The sequence below is a fragment of the Microcoleus sp. K1-B1 genome (assembly GCF_036704705.1).
In the GTDB taxonomy this organism is placed as follows: Bacteria; Cyanobacteriota; Cyanobacteriia; order Cyanobacteriales; family Microcoleaceae; genus Microcoleus.
Genome location: NZ_JAUBSH010000059.1, coordinates 1 through 19,722 on the forward strand (window position 1 = coordinate 1; position 19,722 = coordinate 19,722).

Sequence of the window (19,722 nt, forward strand, 5' to 3'; positions counted from 1 at the left end):
CGTCTTAAGTTTAACTCCAATTAGGTAACTTAATATTTTGTTACATAGATTGGTTTTTTCCCGCCTACCTACTTATATGATATATTTACGGAATTAAAGGCTGTAATTTAAGAGAAACAATTGAATACAAGGTTGTTTATTTCGTTTGTCAACTAGGAGAATCAAGCTATGTCTGTATTCAATAGCAATGATGAAGAGCCAGCAAGAAATTGGTTAGAAACTCTGAAGGAAAAACTGCAAGTAACGCAGGGCAAAAAATTCACTTTTCTATTGGTTGGTCGTACAGGAGTTGGAAAGTCAAGCACTGTAAATAGTTTGATGGGTAAAACAATTGCTGTAGTCGGTGACTATGAACCTTGTACAATGGATATTAAAAAGTATGACAATGAACTCAATGGGATTAATTTCACTATAATTGATACTCCTGGCTTGTGCGATGATCTTGAGGAAGTTGGAAATGATTATGAATATTTAGAACGGATGCGTTCCGATGTCAGCCATGTTGACTCTATGTGGTTTGTCAGCCGTTTAGATGAAACAAGAGTTACTAATGACGAAAAACGAGGAATCAAACTGATTTCTGAGGCTTTCAATTCAAAAATTTGGGAACAAGCTGTTATTATATTTACTTTTGCAGGGGCAAAGAATGCCTCAGACTATCCGATTGCATTGGAGAAAAGGACGGAACTCATTCGGAAAGAGATCGCTAAATACACTGGCATTGGAATAGCAAATAACGTTCCGTCAGTTGCAGTTGATAACAAAAGTGAGAGAACTCCCGATGGACAAAAATGGTTAGGTGAACTTTATACGCAGATATATGCAAGAATTTCTGCTAAAGGTGCAGCACCATTTTTCATGGCAACTGTAGAGCGAGTCAAACGACCTGATAAGGAAAGAGAAGTTATAATAGAAAAAATTTATGAGCCAGCCCCAACATATACACCTATTGAGCTTAATGAGAGGCAGGCGGTAGTAGTCGCAAATAAGACTTCTGAGGTGCTAGGACTTGCAGCGATGGGAGGAACTGTTGGGGCTACAATTGGCTCTATAGCAGGGCCTGTCGGTGCTGGTATCGGGGGTGCAATTGGTGCAGCAATAGGATTTTTAGGTGGGTTGTTCCGTTGGTAAACTATGCGTAAATTTCTGCTAGTGGGACGAACAGGTGTTGGCAAATCAAGTTTTATCAATGCGGCGTTTGGTAGTTACATTGCTGAGACTTCTGAGTATGAAGCTTGTACAAAAATTGTTGAGCATTATGCTTACAAAACTCCTCTAGGCGATGTGTCTCTTATCGATACACCTGGATTAGCTGAGGATGACGAAGCCTGTGATGAAGCCTACCTATCTTTAGTACGGGCTAAAGTTAATTTAGCTCAGATTTATGCAACCATCTATGTGAGTAGGCTTAACGAAACTCGTTTTCGGCCAGACGAAAAGCGAACACTACGCCTTTTGACTAATCGACTTGGTGCATCTATTTGGAATCGCTCTATTCTTGTTTTAACGTTTGCTGCATCTATACCTAACCATCAACTAGAGATAGTTGCAGAAAAAAGGAGTCAACAAATTTTTGAGTTGATCCAAAATCTCACAAAAGAACAGGATGTTGACAAAATATTTCAAGGATTTGAGCAAACATGGTTAGTTGATAATATTGTAGAAAATTGGACATCGGATGGATTACCTATTCTCTCAGTATTAACAGATTGATCTCTAATCGGTTCCTTTTGCGGTTAATACCACTCATTAACTAATTACATAAACGTGCAATTTAGTTTATTATAACCTTACCTCAAAAGCGATCGCCCTTCCTTAACTGAGGTGCGATCGCTCTCATTTTGGCGTTGCTTAATCAGGGTATGAAAAAAATCATTTAAAAATCCCCAAGCTTTGTCGATATTGGTTTCTATGACTGGCATATTTAGCCTTTCATACCGTAAATCAGCAACGCTTCTTATTCCTACTGACTACTGACTAATGACTTCATTTACTGTACTTGAGAGCCGTGGGCGCGGGGGTCGGAGCTACTTGTTTTCACAGGCCCTGTGGGGGGAGTAAAATTAGAAACTTGACCGCCAGCTTGGACGTGTGGCAGAGGTTTTCCTGCAATTAAAGCTTCTAAGTTAGCTTCCATAATACTGCGCGGCATTTCGCCCATCGTTTCAGCAACCGCGCTGCCTTTATCGTTCAAATAGACAAAGTGCGGGATGCCATCTACTCGATATTTGGTGATTTCTGGCAGCCATTTGTCATTGTCTACATTCAGCATTACAAAATTCATCGGTTCGGCGTATTTCTGTTTGATTTCGCTCAGATCTTTAGCCATTGCCTGACAGCTACCGCACCAATTAGCATAAAATTCCATTAGTGTCGGTTTGCCATTTACCAAAGCTGTTTCTAATGGCGTTGAAGCTTTTGCCATGTCGGTGAGACTGCTTGACGGCGTTTGGGTTTGCAGCCCGAAGAAGATGGATATTGAAAGGGCGATCGCTGTTAATACGATCAATAAGTTTCTGAGGCGCGTGGCGACTTTTGTTTCGGGATTCTTGGCGACGGGGGCGACAGTTGACTTGGGCGAATTCTGGGTCATAAAATAAATTGCGCTTTGATTTCTATGTTTGTATTTTAAATAATAGATTCAGATTATAGCACATTTTGAGATAATCAGACCCATCTCATAAAAATTTGTGCTAAAGGCAGTAATTAGATTAAGTGCGCTAAAACAGAAGATAACAAAGATTGTTTGTAAATTACCGAGGACTTGCAGGGTGAAAAAACGGGTAACACTGACGTTTCCCCAACGATCGATCCAAATGCCTGTCACCTATCGACTGGCAAAGGATTTTAATGTTGCAGCCAACATTATCCGTGCTCAGGTGGCTCCGAATCAAGTGGGCAAACTGGTGCTAGAGTTATCAGGGGACATCGACCAACTAGAAGCGGCGATCGACTGGATGCGATCGCAAAACATCGGCGTTTCCCTAGCCAGTCGGGAAATACTCATAGACGAAGATATCTGTGTTCACTGCGGTTTATGTACGGGGGTTTGCCCGACCGAAGCCTTGACCCTTGACCCAGAAAGCTTTAAACTAAGTTTTGCTCGATCGCGGTGTATCGTTTGCGAGCAGTGCATCCCTACCTGTCCGGTGCAAGCTATTTCTACTAACCTCTAAGCCCTGTACAAACTCATCGGGAGCATCATCTTTTTTTGCCTGGTTCTCCTAATTGTGCCATTGGATGAAAAAAAACTCTTGGGTTTCCCTAACTCTACTTTTTGTTACTTATTTCACTTTTGGCTGGAAATTATCTGAGTTTGATGTTCCCCCGCACCTGACTTGGTTTCTAGCCATAGCTTCAATTCTAGTGTTGGCTGCAGCCTTGTCCTTCCCGCTGACAGACATAAAAGCATTAATCCTGCGGTGGTTTTCGAGTGATATGGGTGCTTTTATTTCTATAATTTTAGGAGCTTTTATAGCAGTGGTAGTTATTGCTTGGATGCACCTTTTTGCTACTTGTTTACTTTTGATTTCAGCCGGATCTTTGGCAAGACTAGATATTCAAATATCTGGTTGGAAAAATTGGCGGGCTTTTGCGGTATTAGCTACCATTTCTTTAACAGGTGTGGGGTTGGGCGGAGCGATCGAGTTTTGGTCAAGGACAGGCAGGCTCGTATTCTCTTAATTGGAAACGGGAAATTCATCCAACCAAATTCTATAACTCGCAACGGATATTTAGCCAAAAACTATCAGATCGCTCATCAATAAATACAGCTTATTTTTTTTCAATCCCCCACCCCCGGATTAATTCTTCGTTCCGCGCCGTAATCATAGCAGTTTTCCAGCCTGGTGAGGTACAGCATCTCAATTGCCGATTCCCCGTTGCGCGTCACTAATTCCCAATTACTAATTACCAATTACCAATTACCGGCGAACCTAGGGTGGAAATGAAAACCCCTAGGGCAGTATTGAAATGTAGCGACTTTTGCTCAAAATGTTATTGCCAAGATCCCGCAAGTCCCGCAGCCAAAAACTTATCGCAATAAAAAAGCAGCTTTCGGGAGCTGCTAGTCAGAATGCATGAGGTATTGTTTTTAGAATAGGACAGGTTCAATTCGATCGGTGCTGGGTTACATTTTTTGATACGGGAGAGTTGATGAGGGAATGGACGATCGTAAAATCGTCACATAGCAGAGTATCATTGATGCTAAATTTCCCGACAATCAAGTTAGCGTTTAACTGTCCTTGCGCCCTACAGCCCTTCAGCGGTGGGGCCCTTTTATTTTTAGGGAAAACTCAATAGCCGACTTTAACGCATTAGATGAGTCTGCCATTAGTTCTTGTATAAAATCTCCGCATCACCACATCCTCATACTGATAAAAGTTACGCATCACATCCAGTCAAACCCGGTAGATTGCAAAATATGGGGTGGTTAAACGGACACACTCATACAAAAACCAGTATTTTCACCCAAGTCATACCATTTTAGATTTTAGATTTTAGATTTTGGGAATGAGTGATGAAGCTTGTGGTTTAGAGTGTGCGTAGAGTTGCATTATTTTTTTGAACTGGTATCAAAAGTCCTCACAAACCTGTTATTTTCTGAGAAACTCGGTTTCTGAATGTATCAATTGAGATCAGGCCCGGTTTCTGGTTTGATAACTTTTTGGATTTCCTCGATCGCCCTAGTGGCGACTGCTTCAGGCCTTTCGCCCACACCAGCATAGACTCGGACATCTGCTTGAGTGTAGAAACGCTCTCGGTCTTTCAAAAGGCTTTGCAGCTTAGATTTGATCTCGCCCTCCTGCAGTAGGGGTCGAGCGGTGTCCGAACGCAGTCGATCGTACAATTGATCTACAGGCACATCCAGCCAAACTACTACACCGTAGTGCAAGTAACCCCAATTCATCGATCGGGCCACAATGCCGCCGCCCGTAGCCACGACCGAATTTTGATACGCAGACAACTCACCGAGGACTTTAGTTTCTAGTTCCCGAAAAGCCTCTTCCCCTTCTCGATCGAAAATCTCAGCAATTGACTGATTAGCAACTCGAACAATTAGTTCATCAGTATCAAAAAAACGGTATTTTAATTTTCTTGCCAAAATCCGCCCCACCGTTGTTTTTCCCGCACCCATCATCCCGACAAGATAGATATTTACTCCCCTCAACCCATCCACTGCCAAATCCTCCGATATTTTTCTATTTTTTCAGGTTAATTGATCTGCCACTGAGGCCATCATCGTCATCAAACTCATCACCCTCATCCAATCCCCAATCCTCATCTGCTTCTGCCATAGGATTTATTGGTGCTTCATCAGCGGGTTTAGGAATCTCGCCTCCCGGAGGAATCAGCACTCGATACTCCGCATCGTATACAGCCTCAGTTTGCCCCACCCCAGACTGGCTCGGATCTCGATAGCCGTAAGAATAGACTGAGCCAGCCCAAGATTTAATTTTCGGTTCCTGCTGAGCTTCGTAAGCCCGTGGATTTGCCCCTGGAACATCATTGACCTGCGGTTGATCGGGAAAATCGCGATCGTCCCCCCAATCGTCATCGCCCCCTTGAGAGCCTGATTTTGAGCCATCTGAGACCCAATCGTCCTCATCGTCTGCGGCTGCATAAGTTGCCGGTTGAGCGTAATCCTTCGCCCCATCCGGGTTCGGAGTTTCTTGCTGGAAAGTCCGGGCACTGTAACCAGCCGACGTGCCGTACTCAGTTCGGTAGGAACCAGTAGCCTGAGTTTGGCTATTTTCCCTATTCAGATCCGGGTCAATTCCCTGTTTTCTAGGAGGGGGAGGTGGCGTGTAAGGTGTTCTCCTGTCCTCTGGGAAAGTATCGGGACCGCTGCGACTCGATCGGCCGGTGCGGTCTCCCGTTAGAGATAGGTAATTTGAAAAAGCGAGCAAACCAGAAATCAATAAAGATGTGAGAGCTCCCACCACCATGCTCAGCAAAATCCAGATAGATAAAGGTAAAGCAGGCGATCGAACTCCCAAAAACACCAGCGATAAAGCCGGCTCCACATTTTGCAGGGCAAAAATAGTCAGCCCCACCACAATTACTAGCAAAAATACAGGTCGCATATTAAAAATATTAAGAATTTGTTTGTTGTATGTTGTCAGTTGTATGTTGTCAGTTATTGGTTATTGGTTATTGGTTATTGGTTATTGGTTATTGGTTATTGGTTATTGGTTATTGGTTATTGGTTATTGGTTGTTACTGTCAACTGTCAACCGTCAACCGTCAACTGTCAACTGTCAACTGACATCTTCTTTCCAGCGTTTGAGAGGAACGCAATCAATCCCCAACTGGTCTAAAGCGCGAGCCACCACAAAGTCTACCAAATCTTCAATAGTTTGCGGATTGTGATACCAAGCAGGAATCGCTGGTACAATTCTAGCTCCAGCTTCGGCCAAGGTAGTCAAATTCCGCAGGTGAATCAAGCTAAAAGGCGTTTCGCGAGGCACGAGTACCAATTTTCGCCCTTCCTTGAGCTGAACGTCGGCCGCTCTTTCGAGCAAATCCGAGCTCAACCCAGCCGCCAATTTGCCCAGCGTACTCATGCTACAGGGAATAATCATCATCCCTTGGGTACGAAAGGAGCCACTAGCAATATTAGCACCGACATCTTGCCAAGGATGGCACCGAAGTTTACCCATTGTGGCTACTCCTGCTTGTTCCCGCCAGAATTCTTCTTGAAGCGTAGGTTCTGCGGGCATTCGGGTGTTCTGTTCGCTTTGCCAAACCATGTAAGTAGACTTGGAAGCGACCAGTTCCACAGCGCGATCGGCTTCCAACAAATATTTCAATGTTCGCACCGCATAAATCAGTCCCGATGCACCGGTAACTCCTAAGATTAGGGGGTAGTTATTCGTCATTAGTTATTTGTTATTTGTTATTTGTTATTTGTTAGTTGTCGGTTGACTGTTGACTGTTGACTGTTGTTAGTTGTCATATCAAATCAGTTAGCATCGGAATTATTCATATCTCTCTTCTTTTCATCTGCGTGAATCAGCGTCCAGCCGTTGTCATCTGCGGTTAATAAATTCTCTTTTTGTAACCGCAGATATAGGCAAATTAACACAGATTCACGCAGATAAGTTATATAAATTCTGGTTGCACCGTCCGTGATTGTTGACTCTTGGCTGGATTTGACGCCCGACGATGCTATCGGATTTGATATTAGTCCTTAATTATTGTTTGATGATTGCTGAGTATAGTTTTCCGCCCACTTCTTAATACTTAGTTGCCAGACAATGACAACTAAGTATTGAGAAAAGTTAACAGTCAACAGTCAACAGTTAACTGTCAACAGTCAACAGTCAACAGTCAACAGTTAACTGTCAACAGTCAACAGTCAACTGATTATTCATCATCATCAAAAGCTTGACTGCCGCCACCAACTGCAACTAAATCAATTTGCTGGCGGTAGTAGTCAACACTCTTGACTTGAACTTCTACCCGATCGCCCAAACGGTACTGATTGCGGTTTTTGCGGCCCACCAGAGTTTGCTGGCGCGATCGATATTCGTACCAGTCATCCTTCAGCGAAGAAACGTGTACTAATCCCTCAACACGCAAGATGTCGCTCTCCGGCGGCCGCACCTCAATTTCCACAAAGAAACCGTAAGACTGCACACCTGTAATCAAACCCTGGAAAGTTTGCCCGGTGCGTTCTTTCATCAATCCCGTTTTCTTCAATCCCTGCAAATCGCTTTCGGCATCCTCAGCAACTCTTTCGCGTTCCGTCAGGTGTACCACGGCCGATGCAAACTCTGTCTCAAATTCGTGGTGCAAATCTGGCGGGAGAACATTCCAAGTAATTTGACCGTGACAGGAGGAATGGTGCAAGTCAACTTTTTCCTTAGCCCGTGTTGTGCGGCTGCTGCGGCCTTGCTCAAACACCGCTTGCAACACCCGCAGCACCAGCAAATCGGCGTAGCGGGAAAGCGGCGAAGTGCAGCGCGTGTAACCCTCTGACAGCGCCAAACCGAAGTGCGGCTTGGGAGTGGTGCTGTAAACAGCGGGTTTCATGGTGTCTTCTAGCAGGTAGGTGAGAACTCTTTCGGACTTAAGGCCGGCAAACTGCTGGGTAAATCGCTGAAAGTCCAAGGGCAAAACTTCTTCTTCGGTTTCGAGATACAGTTCGCCTCCGAGGTTGTTGGAGAGTTTGATGAACTCTTGAATGTCTGCCGGATCTGGCATCGGCTGGACGCGGTAAATTGCTGGGACTCCCAAGGCTTGCAGGTGGGTGGCGACAGCTTGGTTGGCGAGTACGACTAACTCGGAGACAGCAGACTGGGCGGGGGGAGCGACTGCAAAAGCTCCTAATTCGCCTTCGTCGTCGAAGTGAGAGTTAGCATCGGGCAAATTTAGTTCAAAAGCTCCTCGCTTGAGCCTTGTCTGTCTGGCAGCCTGTGAGGCAGCACCGAGTTGATCTAGGAAAGGACGGAGGGTGGAGGATAAAGGGTGCTCTTCGCCATCGCCTGGTTCGAGAATTGCTTGAGCTTGTTCGTAGGTGAGGTGGTAGTCAATTTGAATGACGCTGGCTTGAATCTCGTATTCTAGGAGTTCTCCTGATTCGTCTAGGGTCAGCAGTATGCTGAAGGCCAGCCGTTCTGTGTCTGGCAGCAGGGAGCAGCGCTCATTGAGGGTTTCTGGCAATACGGCGATGATTTTTTCTCCCAGATGGGCGGCGGTGCCTCGCTTGCGGGCTTCGCGGTCGATCGGGGTTTCTGGCTGCACGTACTCGGCGGCGTCGCTGATGTGGATTCCTATTTGCCAGCGGCCGGGCTTCAGGGTTTCGATCGACAAAGCGCGTTCTACTGGCGGATCGGAGAGGAATGCTGTCGGATCAAACTCCTTTTCGCCTCCTCCTTCGGAGAGATTTTCCTCCTGGGCTTGAGGGGTATCGTTTTCGCTGTTGCTTGTTCCCGGTTCGTTTTTGCTGAAGCTAACAGTCAGAATGTTACGCAAGTCTAGCCGTTTTTTGATGTCGGTTTTTTTGACTTTGCTGGGCAAATTTTCGGCTGCTTTGATGACGGCGGCGGGGAACGATCGCGGCAAGTCGTGTTTGCAGCATACGATGTCGAGGTCGTCCGCGGCTTCGGCGTCGGAACCTAGTACCTGTACTACTTTGCCGACTGGGCGATGGGTGCCGAGGGGGTAGCGTTTGACTTCGACGTGTACTAGGTGGTCGATCGCCTCTTGGAGATTTGTGCCGTTTGCGAGCAAGTCTAGTTCAAACAGCAGGCGATCGTCTAGGGGGATTGCTCTGTAGCTGACGCGGCCGGTGGGGGTGGCGGTTTGCTTGACTCGCGCGAGTACCGAGGGGTTGGCGCGTTCGAGGATGAGCATGACTTCGCCTTCGGGCGATCGGCGGCGGCTACCTTCTTTGATGATTTTGACTAATACTCGATCGCCATTCCAAGCTGTCGAGAGGTGACTTTCCCGCACATAAACGTCTTCAGAGCCTTCGGCGTCTTGAATTGCAAAGCAAAATCCTTTGCTCGAACAGCGCAGTTTTGCTTCTACTACGTCGTCTTCAGCTACTCGGCGATAGCGGCCTTTGTCTTTGACTAATATGCCAATTTTCTCTAGAGCTTCTAATGCAATTTGAAGTTTGAGTTGACTGGTGGCGTCGTTGCAGTCGAGTTTTTTCTCCAATGCTTTTGGGGCCACTAATTTGTCTTCTGTAAAATTTGCCAGCAGTGCAGCGATAGAAAATTCCATGTAGCGATCGATCCTCTTGTTTCCAGCAATTAGTCTAATTTTGGCGAAATCAGCCGCACCCCCTCGGGCCCTCGTAGTGCCTGCTTCCCAACAAATGCGCGGGTTGATAGGTGGAGACGCGAGCACAGCCACCTTGTTTCATCGCGAGGTTTTTTTGAGATTCTCTCCCGACACCGGCTTGGTGCTAATTGTCTGCTGTCTGTCTTGAACTGACTGCTGACGGTGCAGACAAATGTCCCGCACGCTATTCCCCAATACAATTTTTGAGCGTTGGTTTGTTTGCTTTTAGGTCAGCAGCGCCGAGCACTTCGCGAATTAGAAAGCCTCTGTCGGTTCTTAAAAGATGGCTCGATACTGAAAGCAACGGCTTGAGTCGAGGATGAGCCGATGGAGGGATGGAGATGGAGAAAATGTGCATTTCTTCCTTCTGCCTTGTTTCCTTCTGCCTTGTTCCTTCTTCCTTTTGAAGTGCCTCTTGCCTCTTGCTTTAGCAAAGAACTTACCGGATCAAGGCAAAATTGCTAGTAGCTCGCCGCTGCGATGCCCCTATTTTTTGCACGCGATCGGCCCTTGCGGACAGAGGTGCAACGAGCGGGTCGGGAGCAATCTGTGCTGTAGAAAGTGCAGGTACGCAAACCGGAGACTTTTACTACTTTTGCTTAGTTGCTGTGTCATCTCCTATAGGTAGAAATGACGCCCGATGCTTGTTAGCTTAAACCGCTGGATGTGGCATGGGGTTTAGTGGCGTGTAAGGTTGCGCGGATGACTCACCTTTAATTTATTGTATGTTGAATAGGTGCTTTCAGAAAATTGTTTTCTCTGGGCTGTACTACACTTAAGTCATAAGCCCCTTCTGGTTTCGGGGTCAAAAAATTATGTTTGCTGAATTTCGCGCCCTTTATCCCGCTGGACAGTTAATTTGTGAGTTGCTGACTGTTCATCACGGTAAGTTTGTTGTTCGCTGTCTGGTTCAGGTTGACGGCAAAACTCTTGCTACTGCTATGTCGGCTGCTGAGTCTGTTGAGGATGCTGAAGACCGCGCCCGGTTGCGAGCGATCGCTGTCCTTGGATCTGCTGCGCCCGATCGTGCGATCGCGAGTGTTGATCCGGCTCCGGTTGCTCCGGTTGCTCCGGTTGCTTCGGTTGCTGCTGTTCCCCCTCCTCCTGCTGTTTCCCCGGTTGCTGCTGTTCCCCCTCCCCCTCCTCCTGCGGTTCCGGTTCCTGTTGGGCCGACAAGTGTTCCTCTTCCGGTTCTAGAAATGCCTGTTGCTGACAAATTGCCTGAAACACATCAAAGCAATTTTGTCAAGACTGAAGCGAAATTAAATGAAGAGCCGATCGCACCTGTACCGGAACCGCTTCCTCCAACGGTCGATCGCGTCGAGGCTACTGGATTTGTACCGAAGCAGTTAGACTCGGACGCTTGGCTTTCTTCTAGCTACGGCGAACCACTTCAGGAACTGGATGTACCGACTTCTAGCCAAAGTGAACTGCTACAGGGTGCGGCAGAACTCAGGGAATTGCAACCGATCGCAGTGGGAATTCCGAGCGATGCGATCGAGGATAATTCTGATACGATCGCCGAAATAGACGCCATCCTCAAACGCCTGCAATGGAAGAAAAAACAGGAAAGCGACTGTCTGGAACAAAATTACGGCAAGTCGTCGCAGAGAGAGCTTTCTAGCGAACAGTTGGTAGATTTCCTAGAATATCTGGAAATCTACAGCAGAACTACTGAGGAAATCAAGCGGTTGGGCTGGACTGCCAACCAAGGAAAAGATTATCTCAAACAAGGTTATGGCAAAGAAGCGCGCCATTTCTTAAATCAAGTAGAATTGCTCGACTTTCTGCAATATCTCGAATCTTTGCCCTAGGAATTCGGCAACTAAACAAGGCGCTGGAGGCTATTAGATTAAAGAAACCGGGTTTTTTACAGAGATTAAGGTTGAGAACCAAAGATTAGGGTAAAAAACCCGGTTTCTCGCCCCCCGTTGCTCCCGGATTAAAGAAACCGGGTTTTTTACAGAGATTAAGGTTGAGAACCAAAGATTAGGGTAAAAAACCCGGTTTCTCGCCCCCCTTTTATCCATTAAAGAGCTACTTTTGAACGTTAAAAATTAAAAATCAAAAATGAAGAATATTTCCTCATTTTTGATTTTTAACTTTTTATTTAGACGACAGCGGCGATCGGGCGGCTGGCGGAAGGACGGCGATCGATCACTTGATCGACTAATCCGTAGTCCTTTGCTTCTTCAGCGGACATGAAGAAATCCCGTTCGGTATCTTCTTCAATGCGGGAAAGCGGCTGACCGGTATGGTTGGCAAGATGTTCGTTCAGGCGGCGTTTGTGGTACAAAATTTCTTTTGCCTGAATTTCAATATCGGTTGCTTGTCCTTGAGCTCCGCCTAGAGGTTGGTGGATCATAATCCGGGAGTGAGGCAAACTCATCCGCTTGCCTTTAGCGCCGGCACTCAACAGAAAAGCGCCCATGCTGGCTGCCAAACCGAGACAAATAGTGCAAATGTCGGGGCGGATGTGGTTCATCGTGTCAAAAATGCCCATACCTGCTGTTACCGAACCCCCTGGGGAGTTGATATAGAGGTAAATATCTTTCTCCGGGTCTTCGGCGTCTAAAAATAGCAATTGGGCAACGATCAGGTTAGCCAAGTCTGAGTCAACCTGTTGGCCCAAGAAGACGATGCGATCGCGCAGGAGTCGCGAGTAAATGTCAAAGGCGCGTTCGCCGCGACCGGATTGTTCTATAACTGTTGGGATCATTGACGCCTGCCTGCCTATTACGTATCTTTTTTTAATTTTAGCGATTAGGGCTCAGTTATAGTTAGCGATCGGTGGCGTGCGATCGAGAAATCGGCAAAATCCTTTAGCTGGGCGGGGTTGGGGCGGTAATTTGTCGAAATTGTGGCGGGGGTGCGATCGGATTTCCGATCCAAGGGCGATCGATGTTGAGGAAGCCGACATCAATAAACGTTAAATGTTGTTATGTGGCGATCGTATCATTGCGAAAACTCAAATCGCTCGATCGCCGCTGACACTAGCAAAATGGTCTAGAAACTCCGCAGGGCGAATCACCAACTTCGAGATCATCAAGCAGAATTTTCATCGGACGCGAGTGCCTATGGACACAAAATTTCCCCCTAAAATGTCGGGGTCGCTATGAACGATAGTAGCTGCCTATTGCAAAGAAAAGGTTGTGACATCAAGACAATCTTCATCCGTCCAGGTATCACTTGGCTCGACTACAGCGAGATTTGGCTGCGATAACTCGTTGAGGATAAGAGTTGCCAAGCGCAGCCGTTCTGTTAGTGACAAAGTGCGGACAACTTGGATATAGATTTCTGGAGCAGTGGTCGGCATAATACATCATCCTGCCTTGAAATTTAACCTAAACTGGTGTCTCGATCGGAATATCGATCCCCCTTTTCTCATATCATTAGAAGTGCGATCGGCAATCCTTCCCTTGATGCCCTCGGCCGTTCGGGATTTGCCCTGACCCATTGAATCCTTTGCTGATAGGTAACATTTAAATTAATCAAACTAATGAATAAAAATTTTTGGCTTGAACAAATTAAAAAAAGAGAAGTTTTTGAAAAAGCCTATGTCTATGCTATTTACTACCAAATCAAAGAAGATGCCTACTGCAACTTTATTGAAATAGCTTACTACAGACAAAATAAAGAAAAATTATTTAAAGAAATTGAATCATCTCTGGAAAATCCCAGTTTGTATGAACCAGAAACTGCGTTTTCATTCTATCTACCCAAATCAGATATGTTCTTCAGAAGGATGATATACACTCCATTCAAAGACTTAGTAATCAAATTTATTTTTGTATCTGTATTAGCTGAACTATTGGATTTTACGTTTGTTCACAATTGCTTTTCACATCGTCTTGATAGAAATATAAAAAATAAGATTTCCAAGAGATATTTATATATGCCTCACTATGCAGGATTTCAAGAGTTTATAGATTGGCAATTTGCCCAAGTCGAAAATAGCACTTGTCTGCTGAAAACCGACATATCATCTTTTTATGACTCTATATCTCATGAATATCTCCTGTCAGCAATTTCACAGAAACTAAACATAACTAATGAAAGTCATTTTATGATTCTATTTAGTAGGACATTGAAATTCAAAACTTGTTACTATTCAATGGTGGACGGAAAATTATGTGAAACATATAATAGCCAAGGTATACCGATAGGAAATTCAGCAGAAGGCTTTATAGCTAATATATTTCTTAATGAAGTGGATGAAGCATTATTCAACTTAGGTATAAATTTCGGCAGATATGTAGATGATTTTAGAGTTTTTACAAACAATAAAAGTGATTCATTAAAGGTGTTAATAATCTTACAAGAATTTCTTCTAAAAATAGGACTAAATTTGAATACTTCAAAAACCAAAATCATAGAAGCTCAAGAACAAATTATTAAATTCATTAAACATTCAAATAAAAGTGGCATTTATGGAATGCCCTGTCAAGAAGAGAGTTCTAATGAAAGCCAGCCCGAAAAAAAGCTAGATAAAACCCAAATCATTAAAGAAATTGATTCTAAACAAGCAAGTGAGCAATATGAGAAATTATATTTTTTAAAATATCCAAAGAAAGTTATAAAAATAAACGATATTGATGATGAAGATAAAGCAAAAAAATTCTGTGTTTTTTTGAATGGCATTAAATTAGGGGCGAAACTTGAAAATCAAGCATTTAGTCAGCAGATGGAATCTCTTTATATATTGTCCAAAAAATACCCAAAACATTGGAGCTATTACTCTTGGTTGTGGGTAAAATTTATATCACAAAATTATAGTAATGATATTCAAAACATCAGCCTTAAATATCTTTTTAAAGTATTTGATGATGAACTTGTTAATGTATTTATCAAAACTAGAATTATTCATCATCTGGTTAATTCACGAAAGGGGGGCTTACCCTATATAGAAAGAATAGGGATGAATCAAAAACTCCGAAATAGAATTATTGAACATATAACTAAGTTAATGAAAATCAATTGTATCGCATTGCAGTTGAATTGTATATATGCTTATTATCTGATGTTCAGAGACCGCGATCATCGACATTTGCAAGACTTTGTATCTCATAACTTAAAGCGTCCCATACCAAAACCGATCCAACAGGCTGTTTATCAGATAGGAACTTTATATGAAAATCATTCTCCAGGGTTAGCTTCTTTTGAAGAGATTTTGGAAGAGAGTGAAATAGAATATGAATCTGAAGACTTGAATTGTCAGTAAAATTCCCATCTTAAAAATCAATATCTCGATCGGGAGGTTCATAAATAACAAGCAAGCTTTTTGCTCTTGTAGATCCCACATACCTATCTGCGATATCCCAATTACTTAATATCAAATTCTTTTCTTTTTCAAAAAATAACATTATAACATCACTTTCTAGTCCTTTATACATCCCTATATTCGACCAATGAATAGTATTTTGATCTTTATCGGAAAATGAATATGGCTTAAGATAAAAACGAGCGATATGCGAATATTGTGAAAGTAGGGACTTTGATGATGGATACATATCAGTTAATATAACTATCTGAGCCGGAGAAACATTCTCCTTATTCACTAGATCGGTAATATCTTTTTCTAATAGACTAAAGATATCATCTGTCTTTTCATATATCTGATGTATTACTTCTCTTCCTTCAATTAATGAACTCTTTCTTTCATAAATACAGGATACAAATTTTTCGGCATGTTTGAAGATTTTGTGAGTATTTCGACAGTTTTTATTTAAGACAGTCGGGTTTACTTGAAGGGCGCATCTATTTGCATTTTTGGAAATTTTTTGATTACTATCTTGAAAAATGTAGAATATTCCCTCATCAGGAATCAACTGTTTCAAATCGTTAATTTCCTTTTGCTCAAAGTCTTGTCCTTCGTCAACGATGATTGCTGTATACTCAAATGTTAACTGAGATTTTTGGGGTTGTATTTCTTCATAACTATAAACTACACAGTAACCCTCTGTAATTTCATCTTGTAAAGCAGCAGCGAGATAAAGAGAAAGATTATTAGATTTACATATTACGAGCGTTCTAACCTTATGTTGGCATAACCTTCTTGCTTTTTCTATAGCTAACTGAGTCTTCCCTGAACCAGCACAGCCCAAAACAATGCACTGAGAATGGAAGCACAAATTATTCAAGATATCGAATTGCTGTTCGGTTAATTGCAGAATTTCTTGGTTGTTTTCACCAATATCATTAACAATATATTTTTTGAACACTGTACTTGGAGATATGAGGTTAATGATTGAATCTGTCCGCTGCTGTCCAAGTTTTGGAAAATTTCCTGCCGCTCTATAATAATCGAAAACAGAAGATATCCAGCCACTAATATTTCCTAACTGAGGACGTAAAAGTAAGATTTCTTGAGGTGCTTCCGAGGGTAGATTATTTGCCACGTCATCCATATCAGGAAAAGCCACACATTGTCCAATACAAAAATATTTATTTTTAAATTCGTCGTGTTTACTGAGAAAATCCAAAAACTTATACTTAATTTCTCTAGCTTGTTGAAAAGGAGATATCTTCATCTTGTATTGGTTCTGATACCATGCCATATTCAGATGATCGTAGGCGATCTGCCCTCCTTTGGCTTCTAGTATAATAATTCCTCGATCGGGATGAATAATGATGAAGTCAGCTTCCCTATCTTGAACGATATATTTGATGTGCTGCCACCATGCTCCATGAAAAACAACGTAGTCATCACTCAAATTTTTTTCAAAAATCTGGAATAGAGTCTTTTCTGCGTAGCTCTTAGTTGTTGATGATAATTTTTGAGGAATCATTCTTGCCATAACTATTCACCTCTTCTCTTTTTAGATGACTACTACTTTATTGGTAAGTTTTTATATACTATTTGGAGAATAATTTTTATGGTGTATATTACCGCAAAAGGCTTTTGTATGTCAAGCCCCATTAGCTACTACTTGTCAGAGGAAGTCTCCCTTTCAAGCATCTAGTACCTCGCACACTCCGATTCAAGTAGATCAGGCGCTAGCCAGAAAAGAGTTATATCCACTACATACTAAACTACTCAAATTTTAATCGCCCAACCTCGGCGATACATTCCATACAAAATTAACCACCAAAATAATACCGCAGTCACGGCAAACGCTAGGGAACCATTCAGCGGCCCCGCCCACGGCACAAACCAGTTTTCATAAATCCAACTGTAAGTTGTTGGAGCATTTTCTCCAGTACCGATATGAGTTTTCAACAGGATTCGGGCGACGATACCGGAAGCAACAAACAGGAAAATTGCATTCACTCCCATGATTTCAAACGGCCTCTCCCATTTCCAATCGCGCACTTCAATTGTTTCGTAGCAAGCGGCTAGCATTAGCAACGCCCAACCTGCGGTAAAAACTACATAGGAACTCGTCCAAAGTTGTTTGTTGATTGGAAATAAAAATCCCCACAAATGGCCGATTACCACGCAACTGAGGCCGCAGATTGCTAAGTTGATACTGGTGCGGGTTTTGATTTGCTGTACTCGCAGCCACTCTCCTGTAAAGTAGCCGATCAGGACTGTAACGGTTGCGGGTAAGGTACTCAATAATCCTTCGGGATCGAAGGGGCCGCCTTTGTAGAGGTGTTGGCTACCGAGAATTAGCCGATCGACATATCCCCCTAAATTTCCTTCTGGCGTGAGTTCGCCGGCAGTGTACCCCCCTACAGCAAATACGGTTAGTGCGCCCCAATAGCCCAAAATAACGGCAACAGCGAGCAGTTTTTGATTGCGGGGGGAAAGCTTGAGAATGGCGATCGCACTGATGAAATAAGCTAAGCCGATGCGCTGCAATACTCCCATGATGCGGATTTTACTGAAGTTTTCCACTGGGGCGCTGTTGAGAAGTACGTCAAGGGCGATCGAAGATGTATTTAGCAGCAATCCTAATATAAATAGAATCGCGGCGCGGCGCGCAATTCGCCCGTAAATATTTGAAGAAGGAAGAAGCAAGAAGGAAGAAAAAAGAGGGTTTTTGGCAGATTCTGATTTTTCCTTTGTTTGTGTAATTTTTGAAATTTCTATTCCGGTTTTTGGATAATTTTGAAGATATTTAGACAGCGAGAAAGACATCGCGCAGCCAACGATGAACAAGAAAAACGGAAATACTAAATCTGTCGGGGTGCAGCCGTGCCATTCTGCGTGCTCTAGCGGTGGATACACCTGTGCCCAACTACCGGGGTGGTTGACTAGAATCATCGAGGCGATCGCAATTCCGCGAAAAACATCAAGGGATTTGAAGCGCATAAATTAAGTTATTTGTTCACTGTTCACTGTTCACTGTTCACTGTTCACTGTTCACTGTTCACTGTTCACTATCTTAGGTGATGCCCATTTCCTAATTCTTTTCGGCCCAACGCCCAATGCCCAACTCCCAACTCCCAATGCCCAATGCCCCATGCCCCATGCCCAATGCCCCATGCCCAATGCCCCATGCCCAATGCCCCATGCCCCATGCCCTATTCCCTATATCTCTATCCCTTCCAGAGTCATAATGACTGCATTCTTCATCAACATATCGCACCTTTCTGCATAAAAAGATGCTGCCTTATCATACTTGTTGATTTGCAAAACGCGCAGAAACATTTGCCTTGCTTGCGCGAATTGCTGCTGGTAGTGAAAAAAAATTCCCTGTTCAAAATAAGTTTGAGTTTGTGCTTTTAGTTCGATCATTGTCGGCGAGTCGCCATCGTAAATTTCAAATACCGCAACAGGTGTTTGTTTTCCTTTGACTTGAACGCGATCGAGAAATCGGCACTTGTAATGTTGAGGATCGTCTATCCGGCAAAGGGTTTGGACGCTAGCTACAATAGCAACTCCATAAAGCTTTGTCAATCCTTCCACACGGGAAGCTAAATTAACAGCATCAGAAATCACCGTACTTTCCATTCGTTCCGCTTCGCCAATCGTACCTAACATTAAAGTCCCCGTATGCAAACCAATCCCTATCGAAATAGGTTGATAGCCACTGTTTTGCCTGTGTCTGTTATAAATTTTGACTTGCTGCTGCATCTCAATAGCTGCTTGCACAGCATCTTCAGCCCTGTTAGGAAACAAAGCCATAATTCCGTCACCAATATATTTATCTATAAAACCGTTATACTCGCGGATCACTGGGCCAACTCGGCTTAAGTAAGAGTTAAGAAATTCAAAGTTTTCTCGGGGAGACATACTTTCGGACAGACTGGTAAATGAGCGAATATCGGCAAACATAATCGTCATTTCTGCTTGTACAGAGTCTCCTAGTCTGGCATCAACAATGCTTTCTCTTTTGAGAAATTTCAAAAATTCACGGGGAACAAAACGGGCAGATGCAGCAGCAATTTTTTCTAGTTCGCTTTTGCTGGATTCGATTTGATTGAGCGATCTAAATGCTCTCAGTGCAGTGACTACTGTGGTAAATAATTTTTTGTTAGTAAGTTCTGTTTTGGTTTTGTAATCATTGATATCGTAGCTGACAATTACTACATCTTCTGGTACTTGTCCGGGCTGTCCAGTGCGTAAAATAATTCGCACAATTTGATTATTTAAAATATCGCGGATGTATTTAACTACTTCCAAGCCTGCTTCTTCTGTTTCCATAACTACATCGAGTAAAATCAATGCTATGTCGTAGTTATTTTGGATAATTTCTTTAGCTTCTTTTCCTGAGTAAGCGCTGATAAATGTTATAGTCTTACCTTCAAATTTAAAATCATTTAAGGCTAGTTTAGTAATATTATGAATTTCTATTTCATCATCTACAATTAATATTTTCCAACTTTCTTCTAGCGGTTTTTGTTCCGCCTCGTCTTCCTCGGCAAATATTAATTCATCGTCCCCCGCCCCGATTAATTCGTCATCGCCTGCTGCCAACAGGTTTTTACTAGCTTCTGACATTTATCGTTCTCCTATATAAAACTTATATCCATGTTGGC

19 protein-coding genes are annotated in these 19,722 nt (G+C 43.4%); 7 read left to right on the forward strand and 12 right to left on the reverse strand.

Annotation, left to right across the window (positions count from 1 at the left end; all coding sequences use genetic code 11):
• Window positions 1-168 precede the first annotated feature (168 nt).
• Both QUA83_RS19950 and QUA83_RS19955 read left to right on the forward strand, forming a co-directional pair.
• Window positions 169-1,131, forward strand: a complete 963-nt coding sequence (locus QUA83_RS19950; protein ID WP_333295311.1) for a GTPase — start codon at window positions 169-171, stop codon at window positions 1,129-1,131.
• A 3-nt stretch (window positions 1,132-1,134) separates the two neighbouring features.
• Complete coding sequence (locus tag QUA83_RS19955; protein ID WP_333295312.1) at window positions 1,135-1,713, forward strand: GTPase; 579 nt, start codon at window positions 1,135-1,137, stop codon at window positions 1,711-1,713.
• Between the two features lie 77 nt (window positions 1,714-1,790).
• On the opposite strand, the gene QUA83_RS19960 is transcribed toward QUA83_RS19955, so the two are convergent.
• Window positions 1,791-1,922, reverse strand: a complete 132-nt coding sequence (locus QUA83_RS19960; RefSeq protein ID WP_333295313.1) for a hypothetical protein — start codon at window positions 1,920-1,922, stop codon at window positions 1,791-1,793.
• 68 nt (window positions 1,923-1,990) lie between these two features.
• Window positions 1,991-2,593 (reverse strand): thioredoxin family protein, encoded by a 603-nt coding sequence (locus QUA83_RS19965; RefSeq protein WP_333295314.1) that lies wholly within the window; start codon window positions 2,591-2,593, stop codon window positions 1,991-1,993.
• A 178-nt stretch (window positions 2,594-2,771) separates the two neighbouring features.
• Between QUA83_RS19965 and QUA83_RS19970 the strand changes: the two genes are divergently transcribed.
• Together QUA83_RS19970 and QUA83_RS19975 are read left to right on the forward strand one after the other, a co-directional pair.
• Window positions 2,772-3,176 carry an NIL domain-containing protein gene (locus QUA83_RS19970; RefSeq protein WP_006635751.1) on the forward strand — a complete coding sequence of 135 codons (405 nt, stop codon included), beginning with the start codon at window positions 2,772-2,774 and terminating at the stop codon, window positions 3,174-3,176.
• A gap of 64 nt (window positions 3,177-3,240) precedes the next feature.
• Window positions 3,241-3,684 (forward strand): hypothetical protein, encoded by a 444-nt coding sequence (locus QUA83_RS19975; RefSeq protein ID WP_333295316.1) that lies wholly within the window; start codon window positions 3,241-3,243, stop codon window positions 3,682-3,684.
• Between the two features lie 100 nt (window positions 3,685-3,784).
• Here the strand turns inward: QUA83_RS19975 and QUA83_RS19980 are convergent, their stop codons facing one another.
• From QUA83_RS19980 to QUA83_RS20005, 5 genes are all read right to left on the reverse strand, one after another.
• On the reverse strand, window positions 3,785-3,916 hold the full coding sequence (locus QUA83_RS19980) for a hypothetical protein (protein ID WP_333295317.1): 132 nt from the start codon (window positions 3,914-3,916) through the stop codon (window positions 3,785-3,787).
• 711 nt (window positions 3,917-4,627) lie between these two features.
• Window positions 4,628-5,179 carry a shikimate kinase gene (locus tag QUA83_RS19985; protein WP_333295318.1) on the reverse strand — a complete coding sequence of 184 codons (552 nt, stop codon included), beginning with the start codon at window positions 5,177-5,179 and terminating at the stop codon, window positions 4,628-4,630.
• Window positions 5,180-5,201: 22 nt separating this feature from the next.
• Window positions 5,202-6,086, reverse strand: coding sequence for a LapA family protein (locus QUA83_RS19990; protein ID WP_333295319.1), 885 nt, complete (start codon window positions 6,084-6,086; stop codon window positions 5,202-5,204).
• A 174-nt stretch (window positions 6,087-6,260) separates the two neighbouring features.
• Entirely contained in the window at window positions 6,261-6,881 is a 621-nt protein-coding gene (locus tag QUA83_RS20000) for a flavin prenyltransferase UbiX (RefSeq protein ID WP_333295322.1), read from the reverse strand.
• A 487-nt stretch (window positions 6,882-7,368) separates the two neighbouring features.
• Window positions 7,369-9,735, reverse strand: a complete 2,367-nt coding sequence (locus tag QUA83_RS20005; protein WP_333295323.1) for a ribonuclease R family protein — start codon at window positions 9,733-9,735, stop codon at window positions 7,369-7,371.
• A gap of 875 nt (window positions 9,736-10,610) precedes the next feature.
• Here QUA83_RS20005 and QUA83_RS20010 point away from each other — a divergent pair.
• Entirely contained in the window at window positions 10,611-11,609 is a 999-nt protein-coding gene (locus QUA83_RS20010; protein WP_333295325.1) for a hypothetical protein, read from the forward strand.
• Between the two features lie 296 nt (window positions 11,610-11,905).
• On the opposite strand, the gene clpP is transcribed toward QUA83_RS20010, so the two are convergent.
• The gene (gene clpP, locus QUA83_RS20015; protein WP_006635758.1) at window positions 11,906-12,514 is read right to left on the reverse strand and encodes an ATP-dependent Clp endopeptidase proteolytic subunit ClpP; all 609 of its coding nucleotides are present in this window, start codon (window positions 12,512-12,514) and stop codon (window positions 11,906-11,908) included.
• A gap of 76 nt (window positions 12,515-12,590) precedes the next feature.
• On the opposite strand from clpP, the gene QUA83_RS20020 reads away from it, so the two are divergent.
• Window positions 12,591-12,728: a hypothetical protein gene (locus tag QUA83_RS20020; RefSeq protein ID WP_333295327.1), complete on the forward strand. Its 138-nt coding sequence runs from the start codon at window positions 12,591-12,593 to the stop codon at window positions 12,726-12,728.
• Window positions 12,729-12,928: 200 nt separating this feature from the next.
• Here QUA83_RS20020 and QUA83_RS20025 read toward each other — a convergent pair whose 3' ends face one another.
• Window positions 12,929-13,111, reverse strand: a complete 183-nt coding sequence (locus tag QUA83_RS20025) for a hypothetical protein (protein WP_333295328.1) — start codon at window positions 13,109-13,111, stop codon at window positions 12,929-12,931.
• A gap of 183 nt (window positions 13,112-13,294) precedes the next feature.
• On the opposite strand from QUA83_RS20025, the gene QUA83_RS20030 reads away from it, so the two are divergent.
• Window positions 13,295-15,016: an RNA-directed DNA polymerase gene (locus QUA83_RS20030; protein ID WP_333295329.1), complete on the forward strand. Its 1,722-nt coding sequence runs from the start codon at window positions 13,295-13,297 to the stop codon at window positions 15,014-15,016.
• Between the two features lie 10 nt (window positions 15,017-15,026).
• Here QUA83_RS20030 and QUA83_RS20035 read toward each other — a convergent pair whose 3' ends face one another.
• The 3 genes from QUA83_RS20035 to QUA83_RS20045 all read right to left on the reverse strand — a co-directional run bounded on the left by QUA83_RS20035 (window position 15,027) and on the right by QUA83_RS20045 (window position 19,684).
• Window positions 15,027-16,592 (reverse strand): NERD domain-containing protein, encoded by a 1,566-nt coding sequence (locus tag QUA83_RS20035; protein ID WP_333295332.1) that lies wholly within the window; start codon window positions 16,590-16,592, stop codon window positions 15,027-15,029.
• 239 nt (window positions 16,593-16,831) lie between these two features.
• Window positions 16,832-18,052 carry a heparan-alpha-glucosaminide N-acetyltransferase domain-containing protein gene (locus tag QUA83_RS20040; protein ID WP_333295334.1) on the reverse strand — a complete coding sequence of 407 codons (1,221 nt, stop codon included), beginning with the start codon at window positions 18,050-18,052 and terminating at the stop codon, window positions 16,832-16,834.
• A gap of 219 nt (window positions 18,053-18,271) precedes the next feature.
• Window positions 18,272-19,684 carry an adenylate/guanylate cyclase domain-containing protein gene (locus QUA83_RS20045; RefSeq protein WP_333098372.1) on the reverse strand — a complete coding sequence of 471 codons (1,413 nt, stop codon included), beginning with the start codon at window positions 19,682-19,684 and terminating at the stop codon, window positions 18,272-18,274.
• Window positions 19,685-19,722: the final 38 nt, after the last annotated feature.